We start from the raw sequence: 12,321 nt of genomic DNA, 5'->3' as shown, positions 1-12,321 counted from the left end.
CCATAAATCCCCCCACTTGTCGTTTCAGATAATTTATATAATTCTCTTGTATAACCTTTATTGGTAAACACCGTTGATATTGCGCCATTTATCATTTCTAAGAAACCGTCATAGGCATTAGTAATCCTACCACCATGCGCTACATGGACTTTGAAAAAGTCCACTCTAATTTGTTTAATTTTAGCCATATTACCTTACAATAACTGATGTGATTTTAACCACTATATATCATTAAAAATTAACTAAGTATATGGAATAACTTATAAAAAAAGAATTAAGTAATTTATTTTTTGCCCAAACCTATCCACCACCACCCTCCTTCGAAAAAATCCTTTTCCCTGTTTCCCTTTCACTCTCCAAAACCAACTCAAGTAAACCCAACTCTCTTTGAATCTTTAAAATCATTTCATGTAAAGGTTGAGGATTATTATTGGTACAAATATAAGATTTTTCAGGATGTTCCACGTGAAGCAAATGCGCTAAGAAACTCGCTAGATCATCGATATGAATCCGATTTGACCAATGAATATTCGGATAACTTTTCGTAGTTTCCGCAAGCTTCACCATTCTCACAGTCGAAGTACCATAAATCCCTGTCGGACGTACAATCACACATTGTTCAGGATAAGCCTGTTGCCATAATTGCTCCATTTTCAAGAGTAATTTCCCCTGTTCATCACTCGGAATCGCTGGCGAATCATCATTGATAATCTCACCGTTATTCTCACCATAAACACGAGTCGATGACACCACAATGATTCGTTGAATAGGATGATTTTTTAAAGCACTTACAATTGGCTGAACAGAATCCACATAAGTCTGTTGATACGCTTCAACTGAACTTAAAGTGGTATTTCGAGATGGCGCAAGGAGTACATAAACAGTATCGACAGGTTTGAGCTGTGATAAATCAAGTTGCTGAATATCCTGAATCAAATGCTCAGCAAAATCATCCTCTTTCGGACTACGGCTCACTGTGGTAATTTGGTGATCTTGTTGAAATAATTGTTTAGCAACACGCTGCGATGTTTTACCATAACCGACAAATAGAATATGCATCAAACGACCTATTTAAATCTATACATTTAAGCTGTTAGTTAATTTTATACAAAATACCTATAGCATACTTGGCTCATAGATCAAATGTGGATACGCGATAACGTCATCCGCAACTGTTTGAGGCAGGACTTCTTTTAATAGATAATGTTTTTGCGAATTACTTGTTTTAGTGATGGTAGTTAACGAGTTTTGCGGATGACAATGGTTTTGGGTACTTTTGCCAAAACAAAAGTACCTCGAGCCGAAGGCTAATCCCTTAATCAAAACCTTAGTTGTAAGACTCCATCGAAAAGAATTGATTAGCACATAAATGATTATTCAATATTAATATTCGTTACGAACCTAAGTTGAGGGGACATGGCTGCCGTCCATCAATTGCAAGGGGTTGGCAATGCCGCCGCTGCGCTACTTGAAAAACTGAATATATTCACCACAGACGACCTATTGTTTCATCTGCCCCGTGACTATGAAGATCGTAGCACGATCATTACCATGAACCAATTACAGGTTGGGCGAAGCTATCTCATGGAAGGTGTGGTCAAATCCATTGACATGCCACCTGGAAAACGCAAGTCGATGGCGATTCTATTGCAGGATGATTACGGCAAAGTCACCTTACGCTTTTATCATATTTATAAAGCACTCATGGATCGTGCTAAAGCAGGCAACCGTTTAAGAATCTTTGGCGAAGTACGTGTCGGTGCGCGTGGTTTAGAACTTTATCATCCAGAAATACAGCTCATTACCGAACATACACCTTTACCACAAACTGAATTGACCGCGATTTATCCTGCAACGGACGGTTTAACTCAGCCGAAACTACGTGAATACGTCAAACAGGCACTGAATCATCATGCCGATGACCTGCCTGAATTGTTACCTGAAAAATTCACCAATGGTTATGCACTCAATCAAGCACTTGAATATATTCACCATCCCCCTGTGGATGCCAATATGTTGCAACTGTCGCAAGGTTCACATCCTGCACAGCAACGCTTAATTTTTGAAGAATTGGTAGCGCATCAAATCAGCTTACTGACCCGCCGTGCTTATATTCAGCAGATCGCAGCACCGTCATTTTCCTACAGTAAAAGCTTTGCCAAACAACTTCTGGCAAGCCTACCTTTTGAAATGACCAATGCTCAAAAACGTGTATCCAATGAAATCGCTAAAGACTTAAAACAAAACAAACCCATGTTACGTCTTGTACAAGGTGATGTCGGCGCAGGAAAAACTTTGGTTGCAGGTGTTGCCGCCTGTCATGCTTTGGAAGAAGGTTGGCAAGTCTCACTGATGGCACCGACTGAGATTTTAGCGGAACAACATTATCTAAACTTTAAGAAATGGTTTGAGCCTTTGGGGCTAAATGTTTCGTGGCTTTCAGGTAAGCAAAAAGGCAAAGCCCGAACCGCAGCAGAACAAACTTTAAAAGATGGTACGGCGAATGTCATCGTGGGAACACATGCGCTTTTTCAGGACAATGTCGAATTTGCCAAACTCGGTTTAGTGATCATTGATGAACAACATCGTTTTGGGGTAGATCAGCGTTTAGCACTGCGTAATAAAGGCGTGGACAATACTACCCCGCATCAACTGGTGATGACTGCAACACCAATTCCACGTACTTTAGCCATGTCTGCTTATGGTGACCTAGATACATCAGTGATTGATGAATTACCGCCTGGACGTACCCCGATTCAAACCGTGACCATTCCACTGGATCGTCGTGAAGAAGTTTTACAACGCATTGCCAAAAACTGCGCTGAGGGTAAACAAGCCTATTGGGTCTGCACCCTCGTTGAGCAATCTGAAACGCTGGATGCTCAAGCTGCAGAAGCCACTTATGCTGAAATTAAAGATCGCTTTCCTGAACTAAATATCGGCTTGGTTCATGGCAAAATGAAAGCTGATGAAAAACAGTCGGTCATGCAGCAGTTTAAAGACAATGAATTACAACTATTGATCGCAACTACGGTCATTGAAGTGGGTGTTGATGTGCCCAATGCCTCAATTATGGTCATTGAAAATGCGGAGCGTTTAGGGCTTTCTCAACTTCACCAATTACGTGGTCGTGTCGGACGTGGTGCCACAGCAAGTTTCTGTGCCTTACTTTATAAAAATCCACTGTCACAAAATGGGCAGGAACGTTTACGCATCATGCGTGAAACCAATGATGGTTTTATCATTGCGGAAAAAGATTTAGAAATTCGTGGACCGGGTGAATTACTTGGAACAAAGCAAACGGGGGATATGGGGTTCCGTGTCGCCAAACTTGAGCGAGATGATCACTTACTCAGCCAAGCTCACCATGTCGCACAACAAGTTTTAAAAGACTATCCTGAAAATGCTGAAGCCTTGTTAAAGCGATGGCTACCTGAAGCACCAAGATATGCGTATGTGTGATTTAACAAACAGAACTTAATATTAGAAACCTCGAGTAATTTTGCTATCGCGTAAGGCGACATGGATGTCGCCGTTGAGCAAGGGTGACAGGAGTCCCCTTTGCTCAACAAAGGATTTTTGTAACTTTTGATCCTTCAAAAGTTAGGCATCGCCTACACAAATACATTGCAACTTTTATCTAAAATATGTGGCTGTGCTAATTCATTATGAATCAACACACCTCCAATTCAAAAATAGATTTATAAGTCAAGTATGGTTATTATTAGAATGATCAAATCATAAAAAAATCAGAATAAAAAATGCTCTCATTCATCAATCAACTACTACTCCACAAAAGCGTACAAAGCATCTCCCCTTGCCTACTCTGTGGCATCGATCGCCAATACCAACATTCACTCTGTACAGACTGTTGGGAACAACTACCGTGGTACAAACAACACATCGCACGTCATGAACACAGCATCCTTTGCGCACATCACTACGACTTCCCGATCGATCGAATTATTCAAACCTACAAATACGAACAGCAACTACAATATCAAAACCTACTCGCACATAGCCTACTCAATTTAAGAATTCCTAAAGTTCACGCCATTGTCCCTATGCCTATTTCCACAGAGCGACTCAAAGAACGTGGCTATAACCAAATGTTAATCATTGCAAAAATTATGGCACAAGAACTCAAAATCCCCGTGTGGCAACCTGTAATCCGAGCTGCACAACATTCACAAAAAGGCTTAAGCCGAATCGAACGACTGGAAAATATTGAAAACCAATTTCAGATCATAACCACAGAAAAACGTAAGTATAAAAAAGTACTGATCATTGATGATGTAGTCACAACAGGAAGTTCGATTCATGCACTGAACCAAGCTTTAGAGAAACTCGGCTGTCAGCAGATTTATAGTGCGTGTGTCGCTGTTGCTGGAACAAAACTCTCCTCCCTTCCCTTGGAAAAAAGTTAGAGAGAGTTTTTTGTACTTGCAAGATATTGCTTACACCACGGAATCACGACTTCTTTGGTTAATGGCGCAAGTAAAGTCTGCTGATCATCCAAATCAATCCATTTCATCTCAGCAATTTCTGCATCAATCTGCGGTGCTTGATCGAGATTGACCTGATAAACATAACTAATCAACTGATGTCCTGCTTCATTGGCAGCCCGTGTTTCAAAACGCCCAACAAATTGCTCAATTTCAGCCTTTACACTAATCTCTTCCGCAATTTCACGAATCATAGTCTGTTCAGGTGCTTCATTTGGCTCAAGCTTTCCACCGACTTGCATAAAGAACTGCGTATTCTTCTTACGTACGAGTAGTAATTGATTGTGTTGATTGAGAATAATGGCGGCAGCAACAGTAATGACATTCATAAGATGTATAAAAAATTAAAACACAATATATTGTGATATTAATTCAAAAAATATTCAATATATTGTGTTTAAGCATTATTTATATTTTTTCATTAAGCCAATTTATCCAGAATTTCACGCTCTTGTGCACCCCATTTAGGCTCAGGCGCTACAAAACGTTCTAACTGTTCTAAAATAACCTCGATTGAATCAGATTGAATTAAAGTATTGGTAAAGCGACTTTTGGTGAATCCTTTATCTGTACTTAGCTGGATAAATTTAAATAGGTCATCATAAAAACCCTCTACATTTAAAAATGCGCAAGGCTTTAAGTGAATGCCCAATTGCGCCCAAGTCCATTGTTCAAAAATCTCTTCCCAAGTTCCAGGACCACCAGGCAAAGCGATAAAACCATCTGCCAACTCAGACATTTTGGTTTTACGCTCATGCATATCTTTCACTGTATACAGCTCAGTGAGGTGAGGATGGGCCAATTCAGCATCCACCAAGTTTTGTGGAATAACACCGATGACCTTACCACCTTTTGCCAACGCACTGTCAGCAACCAGTCCCATTAGCCCAGAACGACCACCACCATAAACTAATGTTTTCCCTTGCTTGGCGATAGTTTCACCAGTCAGTTTCGCTATATCAGCAAAGATCTGATCAGTACCTAATGATGAACCACAAAAAATAGCAATAGAATTCATAAATTTAACCTAAGTTTAATTTAACCATGTTACAAATAAAGACAAGCGATCAAGATTTTTTTTTACAAAAGAGCGATGTAATCAGTGTTTTTCCTAAAATCCTTGTCTAAAATACACACATCAAATTGACACTACACTGCGCAAGGGAGAAAAGACACTATGCTTGAAGCCTTTTACGCCACTGAGCGCGGTAGCTTAGAAGATGCAACCATTAACGGAGGATTTGATCTACACCCTGAATTGGTGTGGGTTGACCTTATTGCGCCTTCATCAGAAGAACAAGAATGGGTTTTAGAAGCCTATGAGCAAAACTTACCGACGCTAAAATCCTTAGAAGACATTTCTTCATCAGCTCGATTCTACCGTGATGATGACGGTATTCTACACATCAGTACCTATTTTTTAACAAAAAATAAAAATTACCAAGTTGAAGGTGATCCTGAAGACACCTCAAATATGCTTGCCAATGTGCAAACAGTAGCATTCATTCTTCATAAAGATCGGTTATTTACCCTACGTGGGGAAAAGCTCGTTGCATTTCGTGCGTTCCGTGCACGCGCACGTCGCAATGATTATGAAATCGATTATAAAGACCCTACGTGGATCCTTTTGGGCTTACTTGAAGCAAAGTTAGATGAGCTTGCGGATATCTTGGAAGATATCCACAGAGACTTAGAGTCTTACTCAACTGAAGTCCTCAACGTCCGTCATCGTGAACAAATCTTAGATTTGGATGACATGATTACCCGTTTAGCACAGAAAGAAGACATGCTCGGTAAAGCACAACTGTGTTTGATCGATTTACGCCGTGTACTGACCTTTTTATCACGTCCACGTGCTTTAGGTAGTCACATCTATGACGCGGATATCCGAGAGCTCAGTGAAGACGTACGATCACTGGTAGAACATGATGCATTCTTATTCCAAAAAGTGCGATTCTTACTCGATACCACTTCTGGATTCATTAACACTGAACAGAACGATACGATTCGTCGATTCTCCATACTTCCAAGTATGCTTGCGCCACCGATGCTCATTGCCAGTATTTATGGGATGAACACGGAGGTTTTACCTTTTGCACATGGCACGACCAGTTTTTATGTCGTCATTACAATTCTAGTTACATTCTTCGTTGGACCACTGATTTACTTCAGATGGAAAAAATGGATTTGAGCAAGCTTTGAAGCATTGCTTCAAAGCACAGCGCAAGAAACGCACCTTATTTATTAAACATCAATTTAAATCCAATAAAAAAAGCACCTTTCGGTGCTTTTTTATTTTTACAGTCAGATTAAATTTAAATCATCTTGTAAATGACAGGCTTGAATGATCTTCATCATTTTTTCAGGCACTGCTTTAAACTGTAAGCCTTGCAAATTAGGAGTCTGTCTCAACCATTGGACAAATACCGACAATGCCAAAGTGCTTCCATGTTCAAGCTGAGATAAGTTTACTGTAAGCGGAAAATTCTTTTCACTTTGAATTATCTTCAAACCACTCAAATAATAGTTCTCAGCATTTTCGTAAGCAATTTTACCACTGACATATAGTTCTTGATTTTTAAACTCAATCACTCGCGTATACCTATCTCAATTATGGGCTTATTTTTTTACAGCTGCATCTGCATCTGGCTCAAACGTTGCAATCGCTTTATCAAGGTTACCGCCATTACGTTTTACGTTCGCAGCAAACTGATTACGGAATTGTAAACCAAGATCAATACCAGACACATTCAAATTACGAACTTTCCACTGGCTACCCGCATCAGACAATTGGAATGACACAGGGATTTTTTCACCTTTGTTATTGAAATCAATTGTCACGACAGGAAATTTGCTCGTAGTCGCTTTATAAGGGCGCATGGTATAGCTTTGGTTTGAATACTTCGCAAATGCACTACCATAATTTTCAATTAAAGTATTACGGAAGTTTTGTTCAAACTGAGCACGTTGAGCAGGTGTACTACTGTTTGCATAAGTCCCCATCACAATACGCGTGAATGCTTGACCATCAACATAAGGATCAAGGTTTTGACGTACAATGGATTTCACTAATGCTGGATTGCTTTGTAATTTTGTATGATCTGCTTTCAAACGCGTAATTAAGCCATCAGCAACACGTTTAACAAAAGCTGGCGGAGCTTCAGCAGGCGCAGCTTGAGCAGCAGTTGCAACCATAGTAGCCAAAATACTAGCTGTAAAAGTTTGTTTTAAAAGCATATTCATTTCAAATAACTCCTCTAATGCTTATTCAACGAATGACGTTTGTGCATCAGTTGTTTCAGTAGATGCAGAATGATCTTGTTCAGATGTATCTGCTTTATCCGATGATTTCCCTGCACCACCCGTGATAAATTTGCTAATCAGATCTTCCAGATCCATAGTACCCTGCGTATTGGCAACACTTTCACCACGTTTGATGTAAGTCAATCCACCACCTGGTACAACTTTGAGGTATTTCTCACCCAACAAACCATTTGTCGCAACCATAATATAAGCATCTTCATCAATATTGGTGATGGAGCTCATGTTACTTAACAGTTGCTTTTCCATTTCTTTTTGTTTCTCAGGTGTTGCCGCTTGATAGTCTGCGCTATAACGCAAATCACCAATAAGGTTTTCTTTCACTTTCTCAAGCTGTTTCGCATTGAAAGAAGTCAACGAGCCATCCAATGAGAAATTCACAGTCGCTTGACGTGTTACAGGATCAAGTGTAATCGAGTCAACCTGTCCTATCTTCACACCGCTCATGGTCACTTTGGCACGAGGCTTCAAACCATTGACATTGTCAAATGTTGCGGACATTTCATAACTGTCTTTTAAATTTGTACCAACTAAACCACTGACTTTCATAGCCAAGAAAAATAGCGCAATACCGAAGATGATGACAAAAACACCTACGGCCAACTCACTTGTACGTGATTTCATTAAACACCTCCGAACATGACCGCAGTCAACACGAAATCAAAACCTAAAACACATAAAGACGAATACACAACAGTACGTGTCGTAGATGTTGCAATACCCTCAGACGTTGGCTCACAGGCATAGCCTTGATACACCGCTATCCAAGTACAAATTAAAGCGAATACCAAACTTTTGATGATGGTACCGTTGAATACATCTTTCATAAATTGGGTACTACTGAGAATACCACTCCAGTAAGACCCTTCATCTGCACCGAGAAAATCGACACCGACCATTTTACCGCCCATAATACCAATCGCAGCAAAGATCACAGACAACATCGGTAAACTCACAATGCCTGCCCATAAACGCGGTGAAATCACACGTTTTAAAGGATCCACACCGATCATTTCCATACTAGACAATTGCTCAGTGGCTTTCATTAAGCCAATTTCTGCAGTTAATGCAGAACCTGCACGACCTGCAAACAGTAAGCCCGCAACAACTGGAGCAAGCTCACGTAATAGGGTTAACGATACCGCCGCACCCAACATTGCCTCGCTGCCTAAAGTGACGAGAATGTTATACATCTGCAAGCCGAGTACTGCACCAATGAACAAGCCTGACACAGCAATGATCAAGAACGACAGTACACCGACTCGATACATTTGATAAATAAAAAGTTTTACACCTAACCATGTGGGCATTGAAAATAAAATGCGCAACAACACCAGTGTTGCAACACCAATACCCTCTACACGTTCTAGAACGCGTCGACCTAATAAGGCAATTGCATTCATGAACCGACCTCATTACTTAAATAGGCTTGATGACTAAATTGATAATCTACAGGCCCTTCAATTGAACCCGTTAAAAACTGTTGTACAAACGGCGAAGCATGTTGTTTTAATTGTTCAGGCGTACCCTCACCTTGTACTTTGCCTTCTGCAACGACATAAATATAATCTGCGATTGATAAAGTTTCATCAACATCATGCGACACAATAATCGTCGTTAAATCTAGGGCTTCACGTAATGAACGAATCAACCGTGTTAAAACCCCCATCACAATCGGGTCTTGCCCTGCAAAAGGTTCGTCATACATGATCAAATCTGGATCAAGTGCAATCGCACGGGCCAAAGCCACGCGACGATTCATCCCACCTGAAAGTTCAGCAGGCATCAGTTTTTCAGCACCACGTAAACCTACTGACTCCAACTTCAGCGCCACTAATTCTGCAATTAAATTTTCTGGCAGTTTAGTATGCGCTCGAATTGGGAAAGCCACATTTTCATAGACTGTCATGTCTGTAAATAATGCACCACTTTGAAATAACATACCCATACGCGCACGCGCGGCAAAAAGCTCACCACGTGACATTGACGCAATATTCTTTCCATCAAGGAGCACTTCACCCGAATCTGGCGTCAATTGACCGCCAATCAAGCGCAGTAAAGTGGTTTTACCCGTACCCGATGGCCCCATGATTGCGGTAATTTGTCCACGACGAATCTGTAAACTGACATTATCGTAGATAACGCGTTCACCTCGGTTAAAGCTTAGATTTTTGACTTCTATTAAAGCTTCAGCTTCGGCATAACTTTGCTTATTCATAGCCGAACATTTTCCTGCATTTATCAGCACACATACTATACTCTGAAATGGCTATTATTTTGTAATTAAAAGATAATAGGAGGGATCAAATCTACTTATTCTGATCTATTTTTAGTTCATTTAGCGTGTTTTTCTTTTTATTTAAATTATAAAAAATAAGTTAGATAGGAAATCAAAAAATCTCTCAAGCTAAAATAAGGCTATAAATAAGATAGCAAAGATTCGATACCAATAAAGTAGAAAAAATATATAGCATCACGATTCCAAAAATATTGTTAGTGCTTGCCAAATTCAACATGCTATAAACCACATTTAACGATTATTTAAAAAAAAATGAACCAATTCACAATTATTCTAGCAAATATTTTCTATGTTGCAATAAAAAACCAGCCCTAAGGCTGGTTTTTTTAAACTTTATCCGATTAGTCGTTAAATTTACGACGTGGACGATCTGAACCAAACTCACGTTTTGGACGATCATCACCAAAAGTACGTTTTGGACGATCTTCGTTAAATTCACGACGTGGACGGTCATTGTTGAATTCGCGACGTGGACGGTCTGAATTAAACTCGCGACGTGGACGATCTTCACCACCGAATGAACGCTTCGGACGATCGTTGAAGTTACCTTCACGACGTGGTTTATAGTCTACGCTGTTACCACGGTTGTCATCATTTGAGTTAAAACGAGGCTTATCGTTAAAACCACCTTCACGACGTGGGCGATCAGAGTTGAACTCACGACGTGGACGATCTTCGAAACCACCTTCACGGCGTGGGCGATCATTGTTGAACTCACGGCGTGGACGATCTTCAAAACCACCTTCACGACGTGGACGGTCATTATTGAATTCGCGACGTGGACGATCTTCACCACCGAATGAACGTTTTGGACGATCTTCGCCATAAGATGGGCGATCACCACGTGGTTTATCATCGAAGCTACGACGTGGACGATCATCACCGCCTTCACGACGTTTGAAGTTTGATTCACCTTCAAAACGACGACCACCACCGAAACCGCCACGACCGCCATCACGACGACCGCCACCGTTACGACCACGACCATCACGGCTACCGCGTGCAGGAGGTGGAGATGGTTCTAAACCTTCGATTTCAGAAACACTTAAACGCGCTTCTAAGTAATCTTCTAAAGCACGGATTTTACCGCGTTCACGGTAAGTTGCTAAAGTGATTGCTTTACCAGTACGACCCGCACGACCTGTACGACCAATACGGTGTACATAATCTTCATTCTTCATTGGAAGACCGAAGTTGATCACGTGAGAAATTGTTGGTACGTCAAGACCACGAGCCGCTACATCTGTAGCAACTAGGATTTTTGCACGACCTTCACGAATACTGCGTAAACGACGGTTACGTACAGTCTGTGGCATTGCACCGTGAAGTGCTACAACTGAAAGACCTGCTTCAGAAAGTTCTTCTGCAAGCATATCTGTGTCTTCTTGAGTTGAAGCGAATACAACTGCTTGATCAACATCTTCTTCATTTAACCAATGGGTAAGCAATTTTTTCTTATGCTCAAAGCCATCAGTCCAATGTAAAGTTTGGGTGATGTCAGTATTGGTAGAATGACCTGTTTCAATTGCAATACGTTCTGGATCATTCATCATGCGTTCAGCAAGGTTAATGATACGTGGTGCAAATGTTGCAGAGAACATCAATGTTTGTTTACGGTTTAATGCTAAATCGCTGATAGCTTCTAAGTCTTCAGAGAAACCTAGATCAAGCATACGGTCAGCTTCATCGACAATTAAAGCATCAACTTTATCAAGTTTGATTTGACGACGGTTTACAAGATCAAGTAAACGACCTGGAGTCGCAACAACGACTTGCGCGCCTTTTAATTGTTGGATTTGTTTACCGAAAGGCATACCACCCATGATTGCAGCAACACGTACACCTTTCATGTGACGTACAAATGCAATCGCGTCTTGACACACTTGTTGTGCAAGTTCACGTGTAGGTGAAATTACCAAGATATTTGGTTGTGTAACTGCTTTCATACGTTCTTTAAACGGTACAAAAGTTTCTTGACCAGCTAAAGCGTTTAACGTAGGAAGTAAGAATGCAGCAGTTTTCCCTGAACCAGTTTGGCTTGATACTAAAAGGTCTTTACCTTCTAAAGCCGCAGGGATAGATTGTTCTTGAACAGGAGTAGGCGTAGTAAAGCCAAGAGATTCAAGTGCTTTCTGTAAAGACTCGTCTAAAGAAAAATCAGCAAAAGTTTTGCTCATAGAGATATTCACCCGAATG

13 protein-coding genes are annotated in these 12,321 nt (G+C 40.6%); 3 read left to right on the top strand and 10 right to left on the bottom strand.

The window, feature by feature from the left end; translation table 11 throughout:
• Positions 1-188: hypothetical protein (locus EXE10_RS16095; RefSeq protein ID WP_130114068.1), on the bottom strand; the 188-nt coding region annotated here is incomplete at its 3' end.
• A 112-nt stretch (positions 189-300) separates the two neighbouring features.
• Positions 301-1,059: an NAD(P)H-binding protein gene (locus EXE10_RS16090; RefSeq protein ID WP_130114067.1), complete on the bottom strand. Its 759-nt coding sequence runs from the start codon at positions 1,057-1,059 to the stop codon at positions 301-303.
• Positions 1,060-1,416: 357 nt separating this feature from the next.
• On the opposite strand from EXE10_RS16090, the gene recG reads away from it, so the two are divergent.
• Positions 1,417-3,462 (top strand): ATP-dependent DNA helicase RecG, encoded by a 2,046-nt coding sequence (recG, locus tag EXE10_RS16085; protein WP_130114066.1) that lies wholly within the window; start codon positions 1,417-1,419, stop codon positions 3,460-3,462.
• Between the two features lie 299 nt (positions 3,463-3,761).
• Positions 3,762-4,427 (top strand): ComF family protein, encoded by a 666-nt coding sequence (locus EXE10_RS16080; RefSeq protein ID WP_130114065.1) that lies wholly within the window; start codon positions 3,762-3,764, stop codon positions 4,425-4,427.
• On the opposite strand, the gene EXE10_RS16075 is transcribed toward EXE10_RS16080, so the two are convergent.
• Positions 4,424-4,834 carry an NUDIX hydrolase gene (locus tag EXE10_RS16075; protein ID WP_130114064.1) on the bottom strand — a complete coding sequence of 137 codons (411 nt, stop codon included), beginning with the start codon at positions 4,832-4,834 and terminating at the stop codon, positions 4,424-4,426. The genes EXE10_RS16080 and EXE10_RS16075 overlap by 4 nt on opposite strands.
• Before the next feature lie 92 nt (positions 4,835-4,926).
• Positions 4,927-5,523: a TIGR00730 family Rossman fold protein gene (locus tag EXE10_RS16070; RefSeq protein WP_130114063.1), complete on the bottom strand. Its 597-nt coding sequence runs from the start codon at positions 5,521-5,523 to the stop codon at positions 4,927-4,929.
• 159 nt (positions 5,524-5,682) lie between these two features.
• Between EXE10_RS16070 and EXE10_RS16065 the strand changes: the two genes are divergently transcribed.
• On the top strand, positions 5,683-6,696 hold the full coding sequence (locus EXE10_RS16065) for a CorA family divalent cation transporter (protein WP_130114062.1): 1,014 nt from the start codon (positions 5,683-5,685) through the stop codon (positions 6,694-6,696).
• Positions 6,697-6,809: 113 nt separating this feature from the next.
• On the opposite strand, the gene EXE10_RS16060 is transcribed toward EXE10_RS16065, so the two are convergent.
• The 6 genes from EXE10_RS16060 to EXE10_RS16035 form a co-directional block, all read right to left on the bottom strand.
• Positions 6,810-7,097 (bottom strand): toluene tolerance protein, encoded by a 288-nt coding sequence (locus EXE10_RS16060; protein ID WP_130114061.1) that lies wholly within the window; start codon positions 7,095-7,097, stop codon positions 6,810-6,812.
• 27 nt (positions 7,098-7,124) lie between these two features.
• Positions 7,125-7,748 (bottom strand): MlaC/ttg2D family ABC transporter substrate-binding protein, encoded by a 624-nt coding sequence (locus EXE10_RS16055; RefSeq protein WP_087553101.1) that lies wholly within the window; start codon positions 7,746-7,748, stop codon positions 7,125-7,127.
• Between the two features lie 21 nt (positions 7,749-7,769).
• Entirely contained in the window at positions 7,770-8,450 is a 681-nt protein-coding gene (locus EXE10_RS16050; protein ID WP_068975213.1) for an outer membrane lipid asymmetry maintenance protein MlaD, read from the bottom strand.
• Entirely contained in the window at positions 8,450-9,229 is a 780-nt protein-coding gene (gene mlaE / locus EXE10_RS16045) for a lipid asymmetry maintenance ABC transporter permease subunit MlaE (protein ID WP_130114060.1), read from the bottom strand. Before mlaE ends, EXE10_RS16050 begins: the two co-directional genes overlap by 1 nt.
• Positions 9,226-10,044: an ABC transporter ATP-binding protein gene (locus tag EXE10_RS16040; protein ID WP_130114059.1), complete on the bottom strand. Its 819-nt coding sequence runs from the start codon at positions 10,042-10,044 to the stop codon at positions 9,226-9,228. The genes mlaE and EXE10_RS16040 overlap by 4 nt, the downstream gene beginning before the upstream one ends.
• A 422-nt stretch (positions 10,045-10,466) precedes the next feature.
• The gene (locus EXE10_RS16035; RefSeq protein ID WP_087553103.1) at positions 10,467-12,302 is read right to left on the bottom strand and encodes a DEAD/DEAH box helicase; all 1,836 of its coding nucleotides are present in this window, start codon (positions 12,300-12,302) and stop codon (positions 10,467-10,469) included.
• Positions 12,303-12,321: the final 19 nt, after the last annotated feature.

The sequence above is a fragment of the Acinetobacter sp. WCHAc060033 genome, assembly GCF_004209125.1.
In the GTDB taxonomy this organism is placed as follows: Bacteria; Pseudomonadota; Gammaproteobacteria; order Pseudomonadales; family Moraxellaceae; genus Acinetobacter; species Acinetobacter wuhouensis.
This window is presented reverse-complemented; position numbering and strand designations above follow the sequence as displayed.